26 protein-coding genes and 6 pseudogenes are annotated in these 22,531 nt (G+C 35.4%); 9 read left to right on the top strand and 23 right to left on the bottom strand.

Going from position 1 to position 22,531, the window contains the following annotated elements; translation table 11 throughout:
* Positions 1 to 23 precede the first annotated feature (23 nt).
* The 4 genes and pseudogenes from NSS74_RS12425 to NSS74_RS12440 form a co-directional block, all read right to left on the bottom strand.
* On the bottom strand, positions 24 to 581 hold the full coding sequence (locus NSS74_RS12425) for a C1q-like domain-containing protein (protein WP_002031830.1): 558 nt from the start codon (positions 579 to 581) through the stop codon (positions 24 to 26).
* Between the two features lie 137 nt (positions 582 to 718).
* Positions 719 to 1,294, bottom strand: a complete 576-nt coding sequence (locus NSS74_RS12430; RefSeq protein WP_002141669.1) for a C1q-like domain-containing protein — start codon at positions 1,292 to 1,294, stop codon at positions 719 to 721.
* 820 nt (positions 1,295 to 2,114) lie between these two features.
* Positions 2,115 to 2,300, bottom strand: a pseudogene (locus NSS74_RS12435) (hypothetical protein); the annotation flags it as partial.
* A 521-nt stretch (positions 2,301 to 2,821) separates the two neighbouring features.
* A pseudogene (locus tag NSS74_RS12440) lies at positions 2,822 to 3,037 on the bottom strand (hypothetical protein); the annotation flags it as partial.
* Positions 3,038 to 3,113: 76 nt separating this feature from the next.
* Between NSS74_RS12440 and NSS74_RS12445 the strand changes: the two are divergent.
* From NSS74_RS12445 to NSS74_RS12460, 4 genes are all read left to right on the top strand, one after another.
* Positions 3,114 to 3,722: a hypothetical protein gene (locus NSS74_RS12445; protein ID WP_340813685.1), complete on the top strand. Its 609-nt coding sequence runs from the start codon at positions 3,114 to 3,116 to the stop codon at positions 3,720 to 3,722.
* Positions 3,723 to 4,032: 310 nt separating this feature from the next.
* A complete protein-coding gene (locus tag NSS74_RS12450) occupies positions 4,033 to 4,455 on the top strand; it encodes a hypothetical protein (RefSeq protein WP_201067189.1) in 423 nt (140 codons plus the stop codon).
* Positions 4,455 to 4,886, top strand: a complete 432-nt coding sequence (locus NSS74_RS12455) for an SMI1/KNR4 family protein (RefSeq protein ID WP_033709048.1) — start codon at positions 4,455 to 4,457, stop codon at positions 4,884 to 4,886. The genes NSS74_RS12450 and NSS74_RS12455 overlap by 1 nt, the downstream gene beginning before the upstream one ends.
* Before the next feature lie 204 nt (positions 4,887 to 5,090).
* Entirely contained in the window at positions 5,091 to 5,285 is a 195-nt protein-coding gene (locus NSS74_RS12460) for a hypothetical protein (RefSeq protein ID WP_012260894.1), read from the top strand.
* A 39-nt stretch (positions 5,286 to 5,324) separates the two neighbouring features.
* On the opposite strand, the pseudogene NSS74_RS12465 reads toward NSS74_RS12460, so the two are convergent.
* Positions 5,325 to 5,930: pseudogene (locus NSS74_RS12465) on the bottom strand (N-acetylmuramoyl-L-alanine amidase); the annotation flags it as partial.
* Between the two features lie 5 nt (positions 5,931 to 5,935).
* A pseudogene (locus tag NSS74_RS12470) lies at positions 5,936 to 6,031 on the bottom strand (DNA (cytosine-5-)-methyltransferase); the annotation flags it as partial.
* Positions 6,032 to 6,162: 131 nt separating this feature from the next.
* On the opposite strand from NSS74_RS12470, the pseudogene NSS74_RS12475 reads away from it, so the two are divergent.
* Positions 6,163 to 6,369 (top strand): annotated as a pseudogene (locus NSS74_RS12475) (exosporium leader peptide-containing protein); the annotation flags it as partial.
* Here the strand turns inward: NSS74_RS12475 and NSS74_RS12480 are convergent.
* Both NSS74_RS12480 and NSS74_RS12485 read right to left on the bottom strand, forming a co-directional pair.
* Positions 6,353 to 6,748 carry a hypothetical protein gene (locus NSS74_RS12480; protein WP_002031822.1) on the bottom strand — a complete coding sequence of 132 codons (396 nt, stop codon included), beginning with the start codon at positions 6,746 to 6,748 and terminating at the stop codon, positions 6,353 to 6,355. The pseudogene NSS74_RS12475 and the gene NSS74_RS12480 overlap by 17 nt on opposite strands.
* 22 nt (positions 6,749 to 6,770) lie before the next feature.
* Positions 6,771 to 6,905 (bottom strand): hypothetical protein, encoded by a 135-nt coding sequence (locus NSS74_RS12485; RefSeq protein WP_256491187.1) that lies wholly within the window; start codon positions 6,903 to 6,905, stop codon positions 6,771 to 6,773.
* Positions 6,906 to 7,515: 610 nt separating this feature from the next.
* Between NSS74_RS12485 and NSS74_RS12490 the strand changes: the two are divergent.
* The 3 genes and pseudogenes from NSS74_RS12490 (at position 7,516) to NSS74_RS12500 (ending at position 9,503) form a co-directional block, all read left to right on the top strand.
* Positions 7,516 to 7,839 (top strand): annotated as a pseudogene (locus NSS74_RS12490) (site-specific integrase).
* A gap of 43 nt (positions 7,840 to 7,882) precedes the next feature.
* Positions 7,883 to 8,197 carry a thioredoxin family protein gene (locus NSS74_RS12495; protein WP_002012639.1) on the top strand — a complete coding sequence of 105 codons (315 nt, stop codon included), beginning with the start codon at positions 7,883 to 7,885 and terminating at the stop codon, positions 8,195 to 8,197.
* 424 nt (positions 8,198 to 8,621) lie between these two features.
* Positions 8,622 to 9,503 carry a cation diffusion facilitator family transporter gene (locus NSS74_RS12500; RefSeq protein ID WP_002085782.1) on the top strand — a complete coding sequence of 294 codons (882 nt, stop codon included), beginning with the start codon at positions 8,622 to 8,624 and terminating at the stop codon, positions 9,501 to 9,503.
* Here NSS74_RS12500 and NSS74_RS12505 read toward each other — a convergent pair.
* The 5 genes from NSS74_RS12505 to NSS74_RS12525 form a co-directional block, all read right to left on the bottom strand.
* Positions 9,493 to 10,128: a phosphatase PAP2 family protein gene (locus NSS74_RS12505; RefSeq protein ID WP_002127255.1), complete on the bottom strand. Its 636-nt coding sequence runs from the start codon at positions 10,126 to 10,128 to the stop codon at positions 9,493 to 9,495. The genes NSS74_RS12500 and NSS74_RS12505 overlap by 11 nt on opposite strands.
* 77 nt (positions 10,129 to 10,205) lie before the next feature.
* Positions 10,206 to 10,961: a sporulation protein gene (locus tag NSS74_RS12510; protein WP_149190463.1), complete on the bottom strand. Its 756-nt coding sequence runs from the start codon at positions 10,959 to 10,961 to the stop codon at positions 10,206 to 10,208.
* Complete coding sequence (locus tag NSS74_RS12515) at positions 10,943 to 11,764, bottom strand: serine/threonine protein kinase (protein WP_340813688.1); 822 nt, start codon at positions 11,762 to 11,764, stop codon at positions 10,943 to 10,945. Before NSS74_RS12515 ends, NSS74_RS12510 begins: the two co-directional genes overlap by 19 nt.
* Complete coding sequence (locus NSS74_RS12520; protein ID WP_002085792.1) at positions 11,764 to 11,946, bottom strand: hypothetical protein; 183 nt, start codon at positions 11,944 to 11,946, stop codon at positions 11,764 to 11,766. The genes NSS74_RS12515 and NSS74_RS12520 overlap by 1 nt, the downstream gene beginning before the upstream one ends.
* A gap of 110 nt (positions 11,947 to 12,056) precedes the next feature.
* Positions 12,057 to 12,236, bottom strand: coding sequence for a YozD family protein (locus NSS74_RS12525; protein WP_002012644.1), 180 nt, complete (start codon positions 12,234 to 12,236; stop codon positions 12,057 to 12,059).
* A gap of 148 nt (positions 12,237 to 12,384) precedes the next feature.
* Between NSS74_RS12525 and NSS74_RS12530 the strand changes: the two genes are divergently transcribed.
* Entirely contained in the window at positions 12,385 to 12,552 is a 168-nt protein-coding gene (locus NSS74_RS12530) for a DUF3930 family protein (RefSeq protein ID WP_000456534.1), read from the top strand.
* A gap of 4 nt (positions 12,553 to 12,556) precedes the next feature.
* Here NSS74_RS12530 and NSS74_RS12535 read toward each other — a convergent pair whose 3' ends face one another.
* The 10 genes from NSS74_RS12535 to NSS74_RS12580 form a co-directional block, all read right to left on the bottom strand.
* Positions 12,557 to 13,219: a hypothetical protein gene (locus tag NSS74_RS12535; protein ID WP_002012647.1), complete on the bottom strand. Its 663-nt coding sequence runs from the start codon at positions 13,217 to 13,219 to the stop codon at positions 12,557 to 12,559.
* 273 nt (positions 13,220 to 13,492) lie between these two features.
* Positions 13,493 to 13,708: a YozE family protein gene (locus NSS74_RS12540; protein ID WP_002085796.1), complete on the bottom strand. Its 216-nt coding sequence runs from the start codon at positions 13,706 to 13,708 to the stop codon at positions 13,493 to 13,495.
* A 72-nt stretch (positions 13,709 to 13,780) separates the two neighbouring features.
* A complete protein-coding gene (locus tag NSS74_RS12545) occupies positions 13,781 to 14,053 on the bottom strand; it encodes a YokU family protein (RefSeq protein WP_002085797.1) in 273 nt (90 codons plus the stop codon).
* A complete protein-coding gene (gene ablA, locus NSS74_RS12550; RefSeq protein ID WP_002012651.1) occupies positions 14,050 to 15,468 on the bottom strand; it encodes a lysine 2,3-aminomutase in 1,419 nt (472 codons plus the stop codon). Before ablA ends, NSS74_RS12545 begins: the two co-directional genes overlap by 4 nt.
* Before the next feature lie 210 nt (positions 15,469 to 15,678).
* The gene (rocR, locus tag NSS74_RS12555) at positions 15,679 to 17,064 is read right to left on the bottom strand and encodes an arginine utilization transcriptional regulator RocR (protein ID WP_002012652.1); all 1,386 of its coding nucleotides are present in this window, start codon (positions 17,062 to 17,064) and stop codon (positions 15,679 to 15,681) included.
* 178 nt (positions 17,065 to 17,242) lie between these two features.
* Complete coding sequence (ablB, locus tag NSS74_RS12560) at positions 17,243 to 18,142, bottom strand: putative beta-lysine N-acetyltransferase (protein ID WP_002085802.1); 900 nt, start codon at positions 18,140 to 18,142, stop codon at positions 17,243 to 17,245.
* Positions 18,139 to 19,407: a peptidase gene (locus NSS74_RS12565; protein ID WP_002012655.1), complete on the bottom strand. Its 1,269-nt coding sequence runs from the start codon at positions 19,405 to 19,407 to the stop codon at positions 18,139 to 18,141. Before NSS74_RS12565 ends, ablB begins: the two co-directional genes overlap by 4 nt.
* A 15-nt stretch (positions 19,408 to 19,422) precedes the next feature.
* Entirely contained in the window at positions 19,423 to 20,085 is a 663-nt protein-coding gene (locus NSS74_RS12570) for a CoA transferase subunit B (protein WP_340813690.1), read from the bottom strand.
* Positions 20,070 to 20,768, bottom strand: a complete 699-nt coding sequence (atoD, locus tag NSS74_RS12575; protein WP_002085805.1) for an acetate CoA-transferase subunit alpha — start codon at positions 20,766 to 20,768, stop codon at positions 20,070 to 20,072. Before atoD ends, NSS74_RS12570 begins: the two co-directional genes overlap by 16 nt.
* Positions 20,765 to 22,075, bottom strand: coding sequence for an aspartate aminotransferase family protein (locus tag NSS74_RS12580; RefSeq protein WP_033708325.1), 1,311 nt, complete (start codon positions 22,073 to 22,075; stop codon positions 20,765 to 20,767). Before NSS74_RS12580 ends, atoD begins: the two co-directional genes overlap by 4 nt.
* Positions 22,076 to 22,531 lie beyond the last annotated feature (456 nt).

Consider the following 22,531-nt stretch of genomic DNA (forward strand, 5'->3'; position numbering starts at 1 on the left):
TCCATAAATCACAAACATGTCTTTTATTTTATTGGAGATGGGAATCTTGCAGCTTCAAAATGCGTACTAATAAATCCTGGATCATTTTGTATAATCAGTCCATCTACATCACTCTCAGCAAAAATTTCAACTACATCTCCTGCATGTAATTGAAGTATTGTTGAAACAGCTACGACATTTGCAAAATTGGGTGGACCAAAAAAGTCATTATCTATCGCTATAGCTGGATTATCATTTACCCGAATTTCTACACGCGCTCTATAATTCGTATTACTATCATTAGGTGCAAAGCTGATTGTACCAATAATAGAATAAACCCCTCTAGTCTTCGGAATAAAATCTGATGTTACTGGATTATATTCATTCGCTAAATCAAACTGTTCATTTTGGAATAATACTTTAACAAAAGTATTTGCAGTGACATTTTGATTTACTGTACTAACCGCTCTAAAAGCAGATGCCCTTACAAGTTTATCTTTCTCATTATCACAACACTTATCGTAATAATCTGTACTCTTCTTACAACAAGTATGCTTTGTCTTTTTATAGCCATTGCAATGCTTACAATAATAATAAGACATATTTATATCCCCTTTCTAAATCTATTGTTGTATACTATGCAAAATAAATTTAAAAAGTTTGGACGAGCTATTGCTATTATGAAATTAAAAAACTCCACCGAAAAGCAGAGTTAATAAAATTTTTTCCTTTTTAATATTTATACAATTGGAGATGGGAATCTTGCAGCCTCAAAATGAGAACCGTCTTCTGTACTACTAATAACCCCATCTATACTACTTTGTGCAAAAATCTCGACAATATCACCTGCATGTAATTGAAGTATTGTTGAAACACTTACGACATTGCCGAAATTTATCGGACCAAAAAAGTCGTTATCTATAGCAATTGCCGCATTTCCATTCACTCGAACTTCTACACGCGCTCTATAATTTAAATTTGGATCGTTCGGAAAGAAACCAATCGTCCCAATTACGGAATAAACTCCTCTAGTCTTCGGAGTAAAATCTGATGTTGCTGGGTTATATTCGTTCGCTAAATCAAATTGTTCATTTTGAAATAATACTTTAACAAAAGTATTAGCTGGAAGGTTTTGATTAACTGTATTTACGGCTCTAAAAGCAGATGCTCTTACAAGGTTATTCTCCTTATGATCGCAAGAACAGTCATCACATCTTTTACCGCACTTATTATAATAATCACTTCTTTTTTTACAGCAATCATGATTTTTCTTTTGGTAACTCTCACAATTCTTACAGTAGTAATAACAAGACATATATAGTGCTCCTTTCTAATCTACTACTGCATAATATGTATGCTAGACTTGAAAAGTTTGGACAGGTTATTGCGATTACAAAAATAAAAATGCTCCACCATAAGGCAGAGCGAAGAGAAAGTATAACTTTTAAAAACAAAGCACTCATGTAATATTCTGGTTAAATCAGTAATACAAATTATCTAGTTTCATCAACTCGGATTTTCAGAAAAAACTCCTCTGTACGATTTTATTATTATTGAATAGATTATATTGTTAAGTGAGATATGCAATATTTCATATTTTATTATTTCAATATTCCTTTATTATCGTTGAGTTGTAAACATTCTCTTTAAAACACTTTAAAATCAACACTTACTCTATAACAAATACTTTTTCATCCTTTAGAATTACCCGTAAGAATTATATTCAAATATTATTATTGTAAATTATTTACCTGTACAAACGTATAATTTTTGTGTATTCTATGGACAAGGAGTAAGGTAAGAGTTACTCTTTGCCATTTTAGGAAAGGCCCTGTTGGAGACAACAGGGCCTTTTTTCATAAACTAAATCGGTAAGATCCCCTAACTAGTAAGCTTTCTTTACCTAAACATCATGCATTTCTTTTTGCATACACCGCTACTCTTCTTCGACTGTTTCGTTTACAATCATCAGACACTATTTAACAGTACATAGTTCATTTATCCAGCACTTTCAAAACAGCTTGTACACCGTTAAAATACTTCATGCACTACAAATAAATTATCCGTTCTTGTACAGGATGAGTATAAATTTTGGAATGTCCTGATATTAAATTACTTACAAGGTTTCATACCACTTATACTTTTGGAGACGGGAATCTTGCAGCTTCAAAATGCGTACTATCTTCTACATTACTAATAACTCCAGCTACGCTACTTTGTGCAAAAATCTCGACTAAATCCCCTGCACTCAATTGAATTATGGATGAAACAGCTACAACATTAGCAAAGTTTATTGGACCAAAAAAATCATTATCTATTTCATAGACACCATTTATCAAACACTCCATGTTTCTTCACCTCTTGAATATTTTTTAAATAAAAATACATACTATTTTCAAGTCGTCGTATCCACGGCTAGTACTTCTTTCTTTTGTTACAGTAGTAAGCAGGCAGGTTCTTCACCTATCTGCTTTCTCTGTATATTTTTTTAGATATCGAAAACACTACCTACAAGCTGTTTGAACTATCAGCTTCACTCTTCTTGTAACGGGAAAGCAATTTATCACAATTAGCTAACTCATTCAACTCACAGGCAGACAACCAAAATTGTTGTCTGCTTTTTGTATGGAATTTTTCATTTTGCATATACTACTTTTGAGCCTGTTTACCAACGCAAGCCATTTTGGTGTTTTGAATTCCGACTAAGCTTTTATGTTGCACAGATTATTACATCTTTGACAACACTGGTTAAAAGCGCGTCTTCTGGTTATTCGTAGTTCTAGTCCAGAATAATTTTCCTCCTATAAAGGACAGCAGGTACGACTGCTCGTCCTTTTTTATTGCCCCAATACTTTTGTAACAATTCCAACGCTTCATTAATGCTCCCATTTAAATCATCAAGTTCAGCATCTTCTGGACACTCCTGCAAAATCACTACCGCTCGACTTATGACATCTTGTAACTTTTCGATATCGATAGAAGTTGTAATAATTCCCTCTTGTTCTTGCGAATCAGCTTTACCATAGCCATTGTGCATGGACATCGGGTTTTCTAGCATCTAGCTCACCCCCTTAAAAAATGCAGGATTTTCCTTTCCATTATCGAATTAGTAATGTTTGAAAAGGGGGTGTAATATGGCAGAAATTAAAGTAGGACTTACACAATTTTTAGATTTCACACTGAAAAGTAGTGCAGCTAAAACAAACTTTGTGAAAAATCTAAAATCTCAACCGGAATACCAACCAGCTTTTGATTACTGGAAACAATTACGAGACACTTTTATTAAATTTCATCAAAACGAACTACCTTTTGAATGTTTCGAAACATTAGTGCAAACGGTTGATCAGAAGAAAAAGCAAAACTACATTGATGTCATAAAACAGTACAAAAAATTTATTAAAAACAAAGACGTCTCTTGGTTCGATCCAGGTAAATCACATTGGATATCAGATGATTTAATCGTCCGCTCATCACCTGAACTCGGTTTGCTCATTAATGATGAGCCGCATCTTATCAAACTGTTTTTCAAAGGAAAAAAAGAGCGAATTGATAAATACAACATCAACTCAACGCTGACATTATTAAACGAATCGACATTTTCAAATGAACATAACGATGTGAATTATACGGTTCTTAACATCCAAAAGAACAGAATGTATACGAATAACTCTATTAATAATGATCATTTAATAGCGCTTGAATCAGAAGCTAACCAGCTTTGTTATATATGGAATAAGATGTAAAGAGTACTATTCATCTCTTTCAATACCTTTTCCATGCATAATTTGGGCAGAATTTTCACAGATCCTATCAGTTTAGCCCACCCTGCATTGTTCCTCACGAACAATGCAGGGTGGGCGTTTTTTCGAAAATAGTTTCTTTAACCATTTTCGTATCCTAACTCACCTCCTCTGAAAGAGTGATATAATGAGCTCTTTCCACTAAATCAGCGTTATCCCCCTGATTTTTAATTGATGAAGAAGTTCTTCGTTTTTTAGAACATGCAAAAAAAAACGTTATTATATCGCTTATCTTCTTGCTATTACATGCGGAATGCGTAAAGGTGAAATTAATTATGTTCATTTTAATAAAACACATAAAGATTCCTTACCTAAGCCAAAAGGAGATGGGCCAAATGGTGGGCGATTACAATCTCATCATGGATTACAACAAGAATGGGCAAAAAATAATTTCAGTCAGTATGGGTATGATTCGAAACTTGCTCCAACAATAACTGTCGAGACTGGAAAAGGACTACCACATACAATCATTACTAATGCTCAAACTGCGAGACGAAATGAACGGGTGGCTTCAGGGGTAGGGAAATGGAGTACTACTTTACAAGAAGAAATGCAATTCATGGTGGGTGATTTAACTAAAGCTGGTTTTTCACGTGATACTACTAGCCAAGTTCTTGAACAACAATACAAGATGCTAGATAAACTAGGAGTTAAATATGAAAGGATTGATTATTAATGAACAGATTAGATAATATCAGTAGTGTGTATAGAATTGATGCCAAAAAATCTCCTTCGAAAGAAGAAGAAATTAAAGCGCTTCAGGATTTTTCAACAATAGATGTACCTACAGAATATATAGAAATAATTCAGCTAGCTTCAGACATTGAAATTAATGTTAACGACCAAATTTATATTCGAATTTGGGGAGCTTCGGGGTGCATTGAAATGAATGAAGCTTATGAAGTGCAGAAATATCTCCCGAATTCACTCGCAATTGGTGATGATGAAGGAGGCGGTGCATTAATCTATCTACAGGGTAAAGATGGTTTTGGAATATACTATAACAGATTCGCAGATTTGGATATTGAGGAGGCAGTGAAAATTGCACCATCGCTAACCGAATTATTAGAAAATAATGTAGGTGTGAATACTTTATTAGACATTTAAAAAAATTTAGAGACCTTGATTGGCTTGCCTTTCAAGGTTTTTTATTGGTAACGATATAGGTTTTGTAACAACTATGCTATTTTTTACAAATGTTTTAGATTCCAGTGTATGGGGGTAGTGACAGAGTTGTTGTCATAGACCGCAAAGTATGATTCGATAAAATTATAAAAAGTGCACCGTACACTTTTTGAAAAAGGTTTACCGATGAAATATGATGAAATAAATGAGTACTATAGAAAACAGGCGGAACAAAACGCCATAGAGAAAACTAAGGAGACTCCAGAAGATGGAGAACGTAAGAAGCAAGAAGATCATCAAAAGCTAATGGAAAATATCTATGGAGAAGAAATGATAAAAAACGGTGAATTAAATATGAATAAAGAAACATTTGGAGAATAAATAAGAAAAAAGCCGCCCAACAGGACGGCTCTTTTTACATTACTTAATCGTTACATGCTCCGCTTTAATCCATCGATTACCACCTATATCAATAGCATCTAAGTGTTTACCCCAAACACGATAAGGAACCGTACCATCGATGTTATCAATATGATTCGTACACTCAGGTTCGCTATGAACCGCAATTCCGTATCCTGGAGGATATTTAGAGTATGCGCAGAACCATTGCACATCAAAATGCTCTAATTTCGCCCACTGCTTCTCGCTACCTAAACAAATCATATCCTTATCACCGCCACCCCAATATCCTTTAAAAATAAGATACGGGATTTTTTTCGTGATATTTCCTGTGTATTGCGAATCAGCAGGATTCTCATATAAATTCACGCCATAACCATCTGCGTATTTTGAAGTTGCGATTCCTTCAACTTTCTCATTATCTTGTTGCGGTTGTTCTTTTACCTTTTCAGTAGTTTGTGATTGGTTCGTAAACCAAGCTAATGACTTGCTACCCACAAGATAATTCAAATCACATTTACCGATACCGGGTACATTTCCTGTTTCCGTGTACTGCCAAATATCACAAGGATATGCTGGCTTATTACCGCCATAACGTGGAATCCATACAAAGTCATATTTCACGTTTGCCATTCTACATAATCAATTGCTTTATGATCTATCCCTAAATTAACAAGTGCCTTTCTTGGCGCTCCGATTCCTCCGAATAATTCAAGTATTTTAATCAAAGCCACCCCTCCCTTCTTGCTATTAAAATAGCGTTTTTATTAAATTTCCTAAATACAACCGCTTGTCCATTACACTTTGCTCTATCATTGCATTTACTATTAGTAATACGAACTTTTAGAGGTGAATTATATTGGACGAGTTTTTATCTTCTACTGCATTAAATCCGTGTTCGATTGGGCCGACACTTTCACCTATGCAACCCTTTCAATTCCCTACAGGTCCCACTGGTTCAACAGGTGCTACTGGACCGACCGGATCAATCGGGCCAACTGGGAATACGGGATTGACAGGGAACACCGGACCTACTGGTATTACTGGACCTACTGGCGACACCGGTTGATTTCCCGCATTATTGTTGGTCCTCTCCATATACCAGCTTGCTTCCATTCCTTTTTCATTTTCCCGACATAAGAAGGACTACGATCATACATAATGCTAATATCTTTATCTGGAATGCCTTGTTGATTCAATTCGCGCACACGCTCCGGAGTAAGTCCGATGGGTTTGTCTTTTCGTTTTCCACCGTGCTCTTTCGGTTGTGTATCAAAATATCTACCCAACTGACGTAATTCTTGACCAGTCGGGCAGTTTTTACAAACACTAATACTAAAACAAGCATTATCTGAACGATTGTAATAACAACGTCTGCATTTCTGCTCTATGATATCGCCAATTTCGTATGTGATTTGGATGCGTTCTACTTTCGTTTCACTCATTAACCGAATTATTTCACATACACTATTCACTATCGATGCCATTCTTCTCTTCCCCCTTGAATAATTTTTCCAAATCAATACATACTATTTTCAAGCCGTCATATTCACGGCTAATACTTCTTTCTTTTGTTACAACAGAAGCAGGTAGATTCGTCACTTATCTGCTTTCTCTGTATATTTTTTAAAATATCTAAAAGACTACCTACAAGCTGTTTGAACTAGCAGCTTCACTCTTCTTGTAATGGGAAAGCAATTTATCACGATCGACTAACTCATTCGACTCGCTGGCAGACAACCAAAATTGTTGTCTGCTTTTTGTATGAGAATTTTCTTTTTACATATACTACTTTTGAGCCGATATACCAATACGAGTCATTTTGGTGTTTTGAATTCCTTCTAAGGTCATTTGTTGCATAGATTATTACATCTTTGACAACACTGATTAAAAGCGTTTTTCTGGTTATTCGTAGTTCTAATCCAGAATAATTTTTCTCCTATAAAGGACAGCAGGTACAACTGCTCGTCCTTTTTTACTTATGCTGCGTACTTTCCTTTTGGATAGCCTCGAACATCATTGCTCACGCTGCTCCCCTTTTCCCATTCTGCAAACCTTTGTAACCAAGCTCCTCAACGTTCTTGTATGGAAGGATATTGATTTTGACAGACGTACCTTATCTGTTAATCATTCCCTCTCGCATATTACCAAAGAGTTTCATGAGCCTAAAACATCTTCAGGAAAGAGATTAATTGTTTTACCTGAAATTACTCTGCTGGCTCTTCAAGGACATCTTCAAAAAATCAATGAAGAAAAAGAACGGTATGGCGATGGAAATAATAATTATGATTTAGTTTGCCCAACCTATAATGGTAACCCGTGCAATTTCAGAAGTTTGACACAGCTCCTGAAAAAGCTTATAAAGAAAAGTGAGGTTCCTAATATTCGTTTGCAGGATATAAGGCGTAAATCCGAAAATCGTAAGTAAACGATTAGGACATAAAAGAGTAGGGATCACATTAGACACCTACTCATATGTATACCAGACCTACAAGAAAAAGCAGTCGAAGATTTTGCAGTTACGGATTTTGCATAAAAAATACTAGCTTATCCGTGTGACATTGAGAGGAGTCAAAAACATGAAAGAAATCAAAGCTGAACAAGAATTCAAAGACATCATCGCAAGCGAGGAGCCAGTAGTTGTTAAGTTCTTTACAACATGGTGCCCGGATTGCGTGCGTATGGACAACTTTATCGGAGATGTAATGGAAGAATTCAATAAGTTTGAATGGTATTCTATTAATAAAGATGAATTCCCAAGTATCGCGGAAGAGTATCAAGTAATGGGTATTCCAAGCCTGCTTGTTTATCAAAATGGCGAGAAGCTTGGCCACTTACATAGTGCTAACGCAAAAACTGAAGAGCAAGTTACTGAGTTTTTAGAAGCATACTAAGAAACGAAAAACCTCTGAAAATATTTTCAGAGGTTTTTTCGTTTCTTAGTATGCTATTTGTATTTTTCTCTTTATAGAAAATGAACATTTTTATATTATTCTCCTCTTCTTATCCACTAATTTTTTATCATTTCTTATATATTACTCCCACGAGGAATTACGAAGAGTTATTTTGTGAAATATATATATGAATGGAATTATGCGAATCATTATTCACGCCACCTTCTCCTATACCATAATCATCGTTAATGGTTTAAACAATTTTCCGCTTTGTACTTTTCAACATTTTTTTCCTTAACGAAACTTTGTTATCCCCTTCTTAAAAAGCTATAAAACGTCAACAATGTTTGTATAGACCCACACGAGTTTCGTTTGATACTCTATGTATAGAAAGAAATTCCTTGTAGAAAGGCGAGTGATTAAAATGGATTCTCTTTCTCATAAAGAAGCTGATAAAGGTGCTATTGTCAGCATTATAGCCTACATATTTTTATCCTCTATGAAAATCATCATCAGTTATATTACCCTCTCTAGCGCATTACGTGCTGACGGTTTGAATAACTTAACGGATATTGGTGCTTCTTTAGCAATATTAATTGGCCTGAAAATTTCTCGTAAGCCCCGTGACCCAGATCATCCATATGGGCATTCGCGTGCAGAACAAATCGCATCACTTGTTGCTTCATTTATTATGGCAACGGTCGGATTAGAAGTTGTTATTAGTGCAATTCAATCGTTTTTCAATCCGAAACAAGCAGCACCTAATGTACTTGCTGCATGGGTGGCTTTATTTTCTGCTGTCGTTATGTACGGTGTATACAAGTATACGAAAAAGATTGCAATGAGAACAAAAAGTAAATCATTAGAGGCTGCTGCAAAAGATAATTTATCAGATGCTCTTGTAAGTATTGGTACAGTAGTAGGTATAGTCGGAGCACAGTTCCAAATGCCTATTTTGGACCCTATTGCAGCTTTACTTGTCGGTCTTATTATTTGTAAGACCGCGTGGGAAATTTTCGTAGAAGCTTCTCATATGCTAACGGATGGAATTGATCCTGAAAAAATGGATGAATACGCTGATGCTATAGGGCATATTTCAGGTGTAGAACATATTGTAGATATTCGTGCTCGTATGTATGGGAACCAAACGTATGTGGATATTACAATTGAAGTAGATGCTCGAATGGATGTTAGCGAAAGCCATTGTATTACTGACAATATTGAAGATATGCTTCGAAAAAAATTCGGAATTTACCATGCTCATATTCATGTGGAGCCCATGCAAAAAGAACCTATTATGACATAGGTTCTTTTTTAATGAACGCCTTATGAAATATAATACATAAAACGAGCCAGCTACCGCCAGCTGCCCATCCGGCTAATATGTCAGATGGATAGTGCACGCCAAGATAAATTCGGCTAACTGAAATAGATAATACAACGAAGCTTGCTATAAAAATAATCAGCAACTTTTTATGCAATGAAATACGATCTTCTGTAATTGTGACGTATGCAATAAATCCTAAAAAAGCAGTAGCATTCATCGTATGACCGCTCGGAAAGCTATATCCAGTTGCTGTAACAAGCTGCGTCACATCAGGTCGTGCTCGTTCATACCATAGTTTGAGCATACTGTTCAAATAACGTGATCCGTAATAATTAATTGTTAGAAGTAATGCACTTAATATTTTTTTTCTAAGAAGAAAATACATTACAAGTATAATGAGTAACGGGAAATATATTCTTTTTGAACCGATAAAGGACACCCAAGTAAAATAGGTTGTCAAATACTCGTTTCGGAAACTTTGAATAAAGTGTGCGACTACATTATCAAATTTTTCAATACAAGCGGTATGATACGAAAGTGATAGTGCGACAAAACAAATGAGTAGTGTACAACTTAACAAGTATAAATGTCGGTATCGTTTCACATACATAACCTCACTATGCAAAAAAATGGAGCGGTTGTTTTAGTTTTCCTCTCCATTTCTTTTTTATGCATAGTTTATTAAAAAATATTATTGTTAATTTTTTGCTGCATCGTTGGAATATCTTCGTTTGTTACTGTAAAGCGAATAACCTTCTCATCAAGATCAAGCGCTTCTGCGAATAAACCAGCCAATCCACGTGATTTTCTATCTACTTCCATAATAATTTCTAATCGGTCGTGGGCACTTGGCAAAATTAATAATTCTAATTCATCTAATTTCCCATAATACTCTCCGGAGACTGGAATAAACTCAAATTCTTGCGCGAATGGAACTTGCTTACGTAATCGATACGGTAATTCTTCGCATTCTACATGACGCGCTTTAAAACCTAATTGATTTACACTATTTAATACACTGTTCAATAGTGCATTCGGCAATACTTGAATATAATCACGGTCACTTGGATCAATACTACGTTTAATATCAAGACCTGTATGAACCCAAACCGTTTTCATTCCAAGTGTTAGCGGTGCTTCAATTGGCATTAAAAATGAAAATGGAATTTCCACTTTTTCATTTGGCTCTACAGAAAATGGATCTGTTAAACGAACTCGCTCCAAATCATACGTTGTAGTTACTTTTTTATCATCCACTTCTCTTACATATGACGTCGACAACGTTAAGTAAATGCTTTCAATTTCTTGGCTAACTGAACCTCCAGTTATATGAACCTTCCCTACTATCTCTTCTCCAACTGTATACTCATCTCTTTCAAGAACAGTATCTACTTTTGCACTTCCAATTCCAACGCTTGCTAAAAACTTTTGAAACATGGGGTCTCCATCCTTTCTAAAGCGTAAGCTACATCTTTTTTCAAATCTTGTACATTTTCATAGTATGGCGCTTTCATTTGTAACATTCGCATCAGCATGTCGCGATTATATTCTTCCAGCGCTAACTCTTCATACCAAGGTTTTTCCTTTTTTTCAGTCGATTCATAACTAGCATACAATAAAAATAATACGAAATGACCGAGCGCATAAAAGTCGCTACGAAAGTGAACTTCTCGCATCAAAGCTTGTTCACCTTCATAAGTTATAGCTCGCTCATCACCCTCACCTTTCAATTTAGCCAATCCAAAATCAATAATACTAATCTGATTTTCTTTCATTAATATGTTTGGAATACGTAAATCTCGGTGAATGATACCTTTACTATGAAAATACGAAACAATTCCTAGTACTTCATATAAAATTTCAAAAACTTCACGTTCATCATATACTTGCCCATCTAAGAAAATATGATCTTCGAAATTTCTCCCCGGCATATACTCCATCACAAAAAAGTTCTTTTTCTCCCATATGAAATGATCATGTAGATTAGGAATTGACGCATGATTTAATGTTTGTAAAATCACTTTCTCTTGCTCAAATGATTTTCTACCAGACTCATATCTTTGTTTACTTTTCCTTAATTGTTTTAAGACTTTATATTTATTTATTTGTAAATCATTAACGACATATGTAACCCCATAACTGCCCATTCCAATTACTGATTCAATCTTATAACGCTCTGCAACGATTGTATTTTTTCGCAGTGGTCTATCAAATAAAGCTAGTATACGACGCCATTTCATCAGCTACTTGAAAAGAAGCTACGGCTTTTACGTTTTCTTTTATAATGCTGATGCCCATAACCAGATGAACGTCGTTTATAGTCGCTACTTGAATAAGAGCGCCCTCTTTGACGATAATCACTACTTGAATACGAACGATGTTTTTTCTTTCCTAATAAAGAATCAATAATTTTTTTGAACATCCCTTCACCTCTTGTATAAAATTTTCTTTTAATTATACCAACAATTCTTGTCTATATTTGTGACAAGTTTGTAAAGAGTAAAAAACGACGAGTTAAGCCCGCCGTTACTTTCAATCTTCCTCTTCATCAAAAACTTCATCAATCATGCATTTCTCTAATAAATACTCAAATGTAATATCTGCCAGGTCCTCAATTTCTTCTCTTTTTGGAACGTACCCTCTTTCAATTAGTCGCTCATAAAAAAACTCCGCAATCTCTTCCGTGTCAATTACGACTTCAATTTCCTTCATGAGCATCACTCCTTTATTTCTGTTTTATGAAAAAATCTCAAAATTATGTATATGAGATTAGAAAAATAGTTTTTCTTTTTTATAAGTCATATCATGTAGGTAAAGGGCATATGATGTTAGTACAAGCTATCCAAAGGGGGAAATAATAATGGAATACCAATATGAAGTAGATCAAGAAGTAGGGCAAACAAAAGAAGAGTTCATGCATGAAGATCAATGGGCAGACTCTCTTATTAAATGGCTTTTTATTTTTTTAATAATTGTAGGCATACCTTATACTGCATATGTTGTTGTTCAATTTATTCTCTCTTTCTAGTTAACTATTTTTTCTCTGTCAATTTAACTAAATAATTTTGAACAACATCCATAACAATTTTATATTCTTCATCTTTAAATGTATCGAATAATAAATGATAATCATTATAAATATCTAATAACCCATCAATAATTTCTTGGCGATTCGTCTTTACACTTACTTTTTTCGAATTGTTAATTGATTTCAATTTTCCTAAATCTAATTTATTCATACCCGCTTTATCTTGTTTCATTTTCTTCAAAATTGCATTTGCCGTTTGTGCATTGGCAAGTAATGTTAAATCTGATTCATCAGCTTCTAACCATTCACCATCAGTAATTCGTGACAATTCATATATAGTATCTTCCCATGCATCATTTTTATATCTCCATACTTCTGTACGAAAACCAACAATACGAAAAACATCTTTATCATATCCAGTTACTTGCACGAGATCACCAAACGTAAAGTTATAATTTAATTCAATCCACTCTGTGTCGCCCTTTTTCATTTCTTGCTCTGTAACATGCTGCAAAGTTTGTTCTACATAAAATCCATCGTGATTATTTACTTCGTATACGTAAACTCCATCTAAAACTTTCATATTTGTAACTTTCCCAACGGTTCCATATAGCGTAATCACGACTATGTCTCCTACGTTATATTTAGGTTGTTTTTTCCTTGCCATCAATATCTCTCCTTTTTTAAACGTCGTGATTTTGATAACAGTATATGCAACCTACATAAAAACGCTTATCACAGAAGCTTATATTCATAAATTTTTTCAATAAAAAAGTAGAATTTGTATATAACTTAAAAAAGCTAGTATTTAAACTAGCTTTCACTTTTCATTTATGTTCTAACAGCAAGACGTATTGTAAATAAAAAAGCATAATGAATACTTCACTTCTTTCAAAGTAATGTATTCATTATGCTTTCATTTCCCTAAAACTTCATATCGTTATCTCTCTTGTATATATAAATCCCATGCATCATCAAATATAGACATACTTTCTAGCATTCCACTTAACTCTAAGTATGAACTAATTACATCATAGTCTTCAGATTGCTTCGGAAAACTTAAATCATCATACATCGCCTCTGCTAAATCTGATATTTCATTTTTAAATAAAGCTGCACGGTGCTTCATCATATAATGGTAAAATGTCTTTTTCAAAAATATTCCCTACCTTTCTAACTTGGGTACATTATACAAGGCAAAAAAGAAAAAAACCAGCATAAAAGCTGGTTAAAAGTCGAAATAATTCCTTTTTAATAAACGTGGTCTTCCCATCAACTCTTCGTATGTTAGTTGTTTTGGCAAATCTTTCGTATAAATTAAAAACAACTGATCTTCAATTTCTTTTACAGTATGGTCTGCTTGATAGTCCATTCCACATGAGGAACAAGTAATACATGGTGTCTCTTGGATTTCAATGGCTTTCGTACCATCTGGTAATTCCCAATATACAGTATTCAAGCTTTCTTTCGCTTCTGTACTGTCACACCACATACAATTCATACTACGTCACCCTCATTTTTTTTGTCATCATCTAACTTTGCTATTTGTGCTTGATATTTTTTATCTTTTAATTGATCACGCTTATCACGTTTATCTTTTAAAGAAGCATGCGTTTCATTGACTTCATAATCTTTGCGGCGATTCATACGTTGTAAATCATCTGGAACAAGATTAAATTTCTTATCACTCATCAATCCTGCAACGCCGATATCAGAACGTTTCTCTTCATAAGTCGGATAAATTTCTTTAAAGTAGCCTTCTGCTCTTCCTGGGATATAGTTTTCTGGTTCTGGATACGTTGTAATAACCCCTTCAAAGTTACGAAGAACAACTTTATCCGCACTTTGTGAAATTAAATAGTTTGGCTGAAGCGCAATTTTCCCGCCTCCACCCGGTGCATCGACAACGAAAGTTGGTACTGCATAACCAGACGTATGTCCACGTAAGCCTTCAATAATTTCAAGACCTTTCGAAACTGGTGCACGGAAATGACCGATACCTTCTGATAAATCACATTGATAAATGTAATATGGACGAACACGAATTTTCACTAAATCATGCATAAGTTTTTTCATAATTGGAACGCTGTCATTAATTCCAGCTAAAATTACAGCTTGGTTTCCAATTGGAACACCTGCATTTGCAAGCATTTCACATGCTAGTTTCGATTCTTCTGTAATCTCAATAGAAGTGTTAAAATGAGTATTTAACCATACTGGATGGTATTTTTTAATTATGTTACACAGGTTTTCTGTAATACGCTGTGGGAATACAACTGGTGCTCTCGTTCCGATACGAATAATCTCAACATGCGGGATTGCTCGTAAATTCTTTAATACATATTCTAAAATTTTATCATTAATTAGAAGTCCATCACCGCCAGAAATTAAAACGTCACGTACTTGTGGTGTTTCACTAATATAAGCAATCGCATCATCTAATTGCTTTTTCGGTACGCCCATTCCAATTTGTCCACTAAAACGACGACGTGTACAGTAACGACAATACATAGAACATTGATTCGTTACTAAAAATAGTACACGGTCTGGATAACGATGAGTTAATCCTGGAACTGGTGAATCTTCATCTTCATGAAGAGGATCTTCTAAATCATATTTTGTTTTATATAACTCTTCCGAAATCGGTACTGATTGCATCCGAATCGGACAGCGTGGGTCATCAGGATTCATTAGCCAAGCATAGTACGGTGTAATGTTTAACGGGATCGTTTTCGTTGAAATTTTAACGCCTTCTTCTTCGTCAGGTGTTAAGTTAATTACTTTCTTTAAATCATCTAAAGTTTTGATCGTATTCGTTAATTGCCAAACCCAATCATTCCATTGTTCTTCTGTAACATCTTTCCATAATTCAATATCCTTCCAGTGACGATTTGGTTTGTATACATCATGTAACATTGCTATTCCCCCTTTTTATACGCTCATCCTTTATATAAGCAATAATTATGCCAACTTCATATTCTTGATAAGTAAATGCGAGAAATACCCTATTATATAAGAGAATAAATATTTTTAAGTGCTGTACTAAAACGATATTTACTATCATATTCATTACTTGTTATATATGTAAACGCTCTTTTATTGGTGCAAACACACAAAAACCGCCGGTTATTCGGCGGTTTTGTCATACTTGCTCAGTTTATATTGAAGCGTTTGACGCGGAATACCTAACATTTTTGCTGCTTGCAAAATATTCCCTTCCGTTTCAATTAACGCTTGATCTATTAATTCCTTTTCCATTTGATGAAGAGCTTCCCTAAGCGGTAATATACTTTTCTTCTTCGGAAGTTTCTCTTTCCGAAATGTTCGTGGCAAGCAATTTGCTGTTAACGAATTCCCTTCTGTAATAATGACAGCATGTTCAATCGTATGCTTTAACTCACGAACATTTCCAGGCCATTGATAAGCTTGTAATCTTTCTTTCGCTTCCTTATCAATTTGAAGTACACCTTTTTTATAACTTTTATTATATTCTTTCAAAAAGTAAGACGCTAATAACAGTACATCCTCAGTTCTTTCGCGAAGCGGCGGGATATATAATGAAAATACATTTAATCGATAGTATAAATCAGTGCGAATTTTATTTTCTCTTAAACATACTTCTGGAGGCTGATTCATTGCAGTAATAACGCGAACATCTACTTTTCTCGTCTTATTATCACCAATGCGACGAATAACTCCATCTTCTAATACACGTAGCATTTTTGCTTGTAAATCAAGCGGCATTGAATTCAGTTCATCTAAAAATAATGTCCCTCCATCTACAAGTTCAAATAATCCTGCTCGTTCGATTGCCCCTGTATAACTACCTTTTGTCGTGCCAAACAGCAAACTTTCTAATAGCGACTCTGGCAAAGCTGCACAGTTTTGTGCAATAAACGGCTTGTTTTTTCGTTTAGAAGCTTCATGAATCGCTTGCACAAATAGCTCTTTCCCCGTTCCGGTTTCACCATATATTAAAACATTCGCATCGGTTGGCGCTACTTTTTGTGCTAACTCTTTCGTCTGTTTAAAGCGGGAATCATCAGTTACAATTGTCTCGAATGCAACATGCTTTTTCACCGTTTTTTTGCTAGTCGATCGTTTTATTTTCGATTGTAGATCTACAATCGTATCAGTAAGCTTTTGAATAGTAGAATAATCTTTCGCAATTTCTACAGCACCAGCAATATTTCCATCTATTAAAATAGGTAACGTTGTATTGACCGTACAAACGTCTTCCCCATTTAAATTTTGGTAATGTTGAACTTGGTGTACGATTGGTTTTTTTGTATCTAATACTTTCATCAACGTACTTGTTTCTCTGGATAATGACGGGAATGCTTCTAATAAATGCTTTCCTAGCACATTTTCAATTTTAGATCCATCATGTTTTGCAGCAACTGTATTATAAAATATTGTAATCCCATTTTCATCTACTGCATGTATGGCCTCATCTATACTGCCCAAAATCGCTTCAATGACTTCCTGTGTCGAAACTGCTAGCAATGTCATCCCCCCTTTTGCCGAAAATCCAGCAAATTCAACGCCGAATTTCCGGCACCCTCTGTGCGATTATAAGCATGACGATTCCGTTCTATTATTTTGATGAAATGTATATATATTTTTATTGCTTATTTATGGTTAAGTGAAACTTTAATCAGTGGGGCTTTATTATTAACCCGACTCCCACTTAACTTCTTTGCTTTACAGCCGAATTTTGAGGCGGGAGTCTTACTGCTTTCGAATAGCTTGATAAATCTTTCACCCATATATTCATATCTTCCAACTTATCAAAAATGTAGCAATTATTCGCAAGCCTTCCCGTATATGTATAGCCTAATTGATGAAAGGCTGCATTCATACCGAAAGATAGCGAGCGAGCAATTGTATAAGAACAAAAAATAGATTTTTCTTGGAGCTCTTCCTCCAATTTAATTAACAGACTTTTCATGAAACCATGTTTTCGATATTCAGGTAATGTAGCACAATTCGTTAATTCTGCATTACCTTCTTTCACGTTCATTTCAGCAGATGCTGTACTAATAATTTTTCCCTCGAATTCATAAACATAGTAAATTGTATCGTCTTCCTTCATCGTCTGCTTTACATAATTCCCATCATTTAAAGGTGTCGGATAAACTTCAAATACTTTTCCAAAGACAATTGCTAATTCTTCCGCATCCTCTTCTGTCGCTTTTCTTAACACAAATTCCTCTGGGACTATTTTTTCTTTCACTTCTTTTTCTTTTACACCACTTAAAATAGTATCTTCCTCAGTCCAATGAATACTATTTCGTCTTTCATCATTATGATATTTCACGAAGAAGTGCGCATCGTGCCCTTGAAAATAATGAGGTATCGTTGCTTCCAGTAAGAAACCGAAAGAGAGCCATGTTGAAACATGCTCTCCCTTTCCTTTAATAATACATTTAGTGAAAGAATGTTTCTTTGCTAATTCATCGATTGTTTGTATGATGCTTTCAACATTTCCTGTATAGTGATCAACTCTAATACGTTTATTAAAATAATCTAAAACCCCTTCTACTGTATAATGCTTTGTCTGTTCACTAAAAGATTCATAGTATTTCATTTTTTCACCTCACACCAATCTAGTAATGTACATGCAATTATTTTTGCGGCAGCAATCATTTTATCAACTTCTATATATTCGTTTGGATAGTGTGCTACTTTCGTCTCTCCTGGACCAAATACTATCGTGGGTACGTTAGCTATTTGTGTGAACAAACCTCCATCTGTTCCCCATGGCGAAGCTTCTATAATCGGCTCGTTCCCTTCGATTTCAACAAAGTTATGTTGAAGCGTTGTAATAAGTGGATGATTTTCTTCTAGTTCACCAGGAACCCATCTAGCCCCAAACCATTCTACTTCTACAGGATTTTTTACAAACCAACTATCCACATCTTTTAATTCACCAATCCAGCCCTCAAACTCTTCTTTTGCTGCCTCTATAGTCTCATTCGGCGCAATACCACATCTTCCTTCTAAAATTAATGAATCGGGAACAGAACTTGGCCAGCTTCCCCCTTCAATTTTCCCAACGTTAATTGGAATTGGAATCGGAATCCCCTTAAATAACGGATCTGTAATTCGACCATTTCTCTTCTCTTCTAATTTTCTCAAATGCTCTACAACAAACATACTTTTTTCAATTGCACTTACTCCTTCATAACGTGTACCACCGTGTGCTGCTTTTCCTTTTATATGTAGACGAAACCACATTGATCCTTGTTGTTTCGGAAAAAACTTCATATTCGTCGGCTCAGGAATAATAACGCCATCTGCCTTATATCCTCGTAAAATAGCAGCTAATGTTCCTGCCCCACCGCTCTCTTCTTCTATTACACTTTGAAAATGTATATCACCTTTTAGTTCAATACCAGATTCAATAATCGCTTCCATCGCAAGCATAAGTGAAACATTGCCGCCTTTCATATCTGTTGTTCCACGTCCATATATGCGGTTTCCTATTTTCTCTCCACTATATGGATGATGGTCCCACTGATTTACATCCCCTTCTGGCACGACATCAATATGCCCGTTTAAAATCATAGATTTCCCTTCGCCACTTCCTTTTAAAGTCGCTACAATATTCGGGCTATCTGTAAAACTTGTACGAGGTGATACGAAATAAGGGTGATCTTTCATTTCATTAAAAGCAGGCTCCCAAATATCAAGATCTAGACCTAACTCACGCAACTTTTCAATAACAATTGCCTGCGCACCACTTTCATCACCAGATACGCTCTTTTCTTGAATTAATCGTGTTAAAAATTTTACACTCTCTTCTTCATGACCCTCAATATAATCACAAACTTGTTTTTTTAATTGCTCCATATATTACAACTCCCCTCATTCAATTACTAGTAAATTTGAGCTTATATGAAAATCAGCTGTCGTATGTCGTTTTACATCTTCTACAGTATATGGACTCATTAATTCTTGTAAGACAAGTCCTCTTTGGTTCACTTCCATGACAGCCATGTCTGTAATAATTAAATCTACACATTTTTTCGAAGTTAATGGCAATGTACATTCCGAAACAATCTTTGCATTTCCGTATTTATCAACATGATTCATCACAACAACGACCCGCTTCGCTTTTTGCGCTAAATCCATCGCTCCTCCAATACCTGGAACGCGTTTTCCTGGTACAATCCAGTTCGCTAAATCACCATTTTCACTTACTTGTAACGAACCAAGTATCGTAACATCAAGTAATCCTTTTCGAATCATGCCAAACGCCATGCAACTATCAAAATAACTTGCTCCTGTAATAAGAGATGTTGGTAAACCAGCTGCGTTACATAAATTCTCATCTTCATTCCCTTTACTTGGCGTTGGTCCCATACCAACAATACCGTTTTCCGCATGAAACATAACATTCATATCTTCTGGCAAATGATTCGGTACAAGCGATGGAATTCCAATACCTAAATTTACAAGCATACCATTCTGAATTTCTTTCGCTGCACGTCTTGCAATCTTATCTCTTACTTCTACGCCCATACCCATTTCCAATTCACTCCTTCCGATGGCACGATATAATTTACAAATACACCTGGGACGACAATTTCTTCTGGATCTAAACTTCCAAGTGGAACAATTTCTTCTGCTTCTACAATCGTTATGTCACCAGCCATAGCTACGTGTGGATTCATATTACGAGCACTTTTATCAAATACAAGATTGCCAAACGGATCCGCTTTTTTCGCATATACAATTGCGACTTCAGCCGTTAAAGCTGTTTCAACTAAATATGTCTTTCCATTCATTTCAACTGTACGCTTTCCTTCTTCTACAATCGTATCAACACCAACGTCAACTAAAATACCACCAAGCCCTACACCACCAGCGCGAATACGCTCTGCGAGTGTTCCTTGCGGAGAGAATTCAATTTGCAATCTTCCTTCATTTAATTGTCTTCCCGCATTTGGATTTGACCCAATATGAGAAGTAACTAAAGATTTAACCCTTTCATTCGTAACAAGACGACCGATTCCTACATCAGGAAATCCAGTATCATTTCCTATTAAATTTAAATTTGTAATGCCTTTATCTAAAACAGCTTGAATTAAAGATGGAGGGGATCCGATTCCTCCAAATCCCCCAAACATTAATGTCATATCATCATGGAACAAAGAAATTACTTCCTCTATTTCTTTTAATTTACCGAATGTATTTGTAATAGTTGTCATGCGATACTATGCCCTCCTTTTTGCATCATCTCTTCCACGCTCTTTACAAAAATTGAAAGTAATTCATCTAACTCGGAATATGTAGTTGTCATTGGTGGTGCAACAAGCAGTGCACTATCCTCTTTTCCTGCTTGCCCTGAAACAGCTTGGTATAAGAGCAGTCCATTTTTAGCAGCAACTGAAATAAGCTCCGACGCTTTTGTAAACGGTTGCAATTCTATTCCAATTAGCAATCCTTTTCCACGCACATCGGCAATGATTGTCGATTGTTGCTGAACTTTCTGCAAACCTTTTAATAAATACTCTCCCTTTTCTGCTGTTTTTTCAGGTAAATTATGTTTCTCCATATATTCAATAACAGCTAAAGCCGTTGCTGCAGACAATGGATTTGCACTAAGCGTATGCCCGCTCATTACAGAACGTGATCCACGTAAAATTGGCTCCATAACACGGTCACTTACAACTGTTGCTGCCATTGGTGTATAACCTGCTCCTAGCCCCTTACCAAGGGTCATAATATCCGGTTCTACACCCCAGTGCTCCATCGCAAACCATGCACCAGTACGACCAAGTCCAGTCATTACTTCATCCGCAATAAATAATATATCGTAATGACTACAAATATCTTTAATTACTTTATAGTATTCTTTCGGTGGGACAACCGCTCCTCCAGCAGCTCCGATAATCGGTTCAGCAATAAAAGCTGCAATATGTTCTGCACCAATTCGATCAATCGCTCTTTCTAGTTCAGTCGCACAAGAAAGTTGACATGTTGGATATACCTTTTGTACAGGACATCTAAAACAGTATGGAGCTGGAATAGTCGGATAATCTTCCAAAATAGAAACGAAACGTTGTCTGCGCAGTGGATGCCCAGACATAGATAAAGCTCCCATTGTAATCCCGTGATAGCTCATCCACCGTGACAAAATTTTATGTTTCCCTTGAATGCCACGCTCCTGAAAATGCTGAATTGCGATTTTCATAGCTGTTTCATTTGCTTCCGTACCACTATTCACAAAAAAGCTCCAGTTCAAATCTCCTACACATAAATCACTTAACTTCTTCGCTAATTTTTCAGCTGGTTCACTCGTAAACTGTGATCTATAAACGAAAGCGATCTCCTCTGCCTGTTTTTTTATAACTTCTGCTATCTCTGCTACGCCATGTCCAATACCTGCCGTAATCGCTCCAGACGAACCATCAAAATATTTATTTCCGTTTTGATCATACAAATACACACCTTTTCCATGTGAAATCATCGGATACGGCTGACCAACAAGTGGTTTAATTAAGTAATCGCGCATAGCGCTCCCCCATTTCTCCAATTTGTATATGTATATGAAGAAAATTGACGTTTCTTTCATAAAAAAGAATCCTCTGCAAAAGCAGTGAATTTATCAAAAAACTATTATAAAATATACAAATGACTGCTAAATATTATTTTAAAAACAGAAAATTCAGAACTAAAAATGAAGACCAACCTTACCTGTACGCTTAAATACCCCTTCCTGATTTAAGATAACAGCAAATTGAATATTTTTTTAATATAATATCAACTTTCCTCAATTGCTGACATTGTGTAAACTTCGACGAAACTCCCGTTATTCTCCTTCCTATTATCCTACTTTATATTGCATATTTTCAAACAAAATTCGACATTTTACTTCGCCTCATTTATCATAACTATTTCTTAACAAATAGTACCACCTGTTTAGAACAATAAAAAAAGAACCGATTAACCACATTAATCAGTTCGGCAC

It is taken from the genome of Bacillus sp. FSL E2-8868, from assembly GCF_038005505.1.
In the GTDB taxonomy this organism is placed as follows: Bacteria; Bacillota; Bacilli; order Bacillales; family Bacillaceae_G; genus Bacillus_A; species Bacillus_A mycoides.

Bases quoted from the DNA above. Each gene is read 5' to 3' on its own strand.
- NSS74_RS12425 (WP_002031830.1), bottom strand. From the start codon at position 581: ATGTCTTATTATTATTGTAAGCATTGCAATGGCTATAAAAAGACAAAG.
- NSS74_RS12430 (WP_002141669.1), bottom strand. From the start codon at position 1,294: ATGTCTTGTTATTACTACTGTAAGAATTGTGAGAGTTACCAAAAGAAA.
- NSS74_RS12445 (WP_340813685.1), top strand. From the start codon at position 3,114: ATGGCAGAAATTAAAGTAGGACTTACACAATTTTTAGATTTCACACTG.
- NSS74_RS12450 (WP_201067189.1), top strand. From the start codon at position 4,033: ATGCGTAAAGGTGAAATTAATTATGTTCATTTTAATAAAACACATAAA.
- NSS74_RS12455 (WP_033709048.1), top strand. From the start codon at position 4,455: ATGAACAGATTAGATAATATCAGTAGTGTGTATAGAATTGATGCCAAA.
- NSS74_RS12460 (WP_012260894.1), top strand. From the start codon at position 5,091: ATGAAATATGATGAAATAAATGAGTACTATAGAAAACAGGCGGAACAA.
- NSS74_RS12480 (WP_002031822.1), bottom strand. From the start codon at position 6,748: ATGAGTGAAACGAAAGTAGAACGCATCCAAATCACATACGAAATTGGC.
- NSS74_RS12495 (WP_002012639.1), top strand. From the start codon at position 7,883: ATGAAAGAAATCAAAGCTGAACAAGAATTCAAAGACATCATCGCAAGC.
- NSS74_RS12500 (WP_002085782.1), top strand. From the start codon at position 8,622: ATGGATTCTCTTTCTCATAAAGAAGCTGATAAAGGTGCTATTGTCAGC.
- NSS74_RS12510 (WP_149190463.1), bottom strand. From the start codon at position 10,961: ATGTTTCAAAAGTTTTTAGCAAGCGTTGGAATTGGAAGTGCAAAAGTA.
- NSS74_RS12515 (WP_340813688.1), bottom strand. From the start codon at position 11,764: ATGAAATGGCGTCGTATACTAGCTTTATTTGATAGACCACTGCGAAAA.
- NSS74_RS12520 (WP_002085792.1), bottom strand. From the start codon at position 11,946: ATGTTCAAAAAAATTATTGATTCTTTATTAGGAAAGAAAAAACATCGT.
- NSS74_RS12525 (WP_002012644.1), bottom strand. From the start codon at position 12,236: ATGAAGGAAATTGAAGTCGTAATTGACACGGAAGAGATTGCGGAGTTT.
- NSS74_RS12530 (WP_000456534.1), top strand. From the start codon at position 12,385: ATGGAATACCAATATGAAGTAGATCAAGAAGTAGGGCAAACAAAAGAA.
- NSS74_RS12535 (WP_002012647.1), bottom strand. From the start codon at position 13,219: ATGGCAAGGAAAAAACAACCTAAATATAACGTAGGAGACATAGTCGTG.
- NSS74_RS12545 (WP_002085797.1), bottom strand. From the start codon at position 14,053: ATGAATTGTATGTGGTGTGACAGTACAGAAGCGAAAGAAAGCTTGAAT.
- ablA (WP_002012651.1), bottom strand. From the start codon at position 15,468: ATGTTACATGATGTATACAAACCAAATCGTCACTGGAAGGATATTGAA.
- rocR (WP_002012652.1), bottom strand. From the start codon at position 17,064: ATGACATTGCTAGCAGTTTCGACACAGGAAGTCATTGAAGCGATTTTG.
- ablB (WP_002085802.1), bottom strand. From the start codon at position 18,142: ATGAAATACTATGAATCTTTTAGTGAACAGACAAAGCATTATACAGTA.
- NSS74_RS12565 (WP_002012655.1), bottom strand. From the start codon at position 19,407: ATGGAGCAATTAAAAAAACAAGTTTGTGATTATATTGAGGGTCATGAA.
- NSS74_RS12570 (WP_340813690.1), bottom strand. From the start codon at position 20,085: ATGGGTATGGGCGTAGAAGTAAGAGATAAGATTGCAAGACGTGCAGCG.
- atoD (WP_002085805.1), bottom strand. From the start codon at position 20,768: ATGACAACTATTACAAATACATTCGGTAAATTAAAAGAAATAGAGGAA.
- NSS74_RS12580 (WP_033708325.1), bottom strand. From the start codon at position 22,075: ATGCGCGATTACTTAATTAAACCACTTGTTGGTCAGCCGTATCCGATG.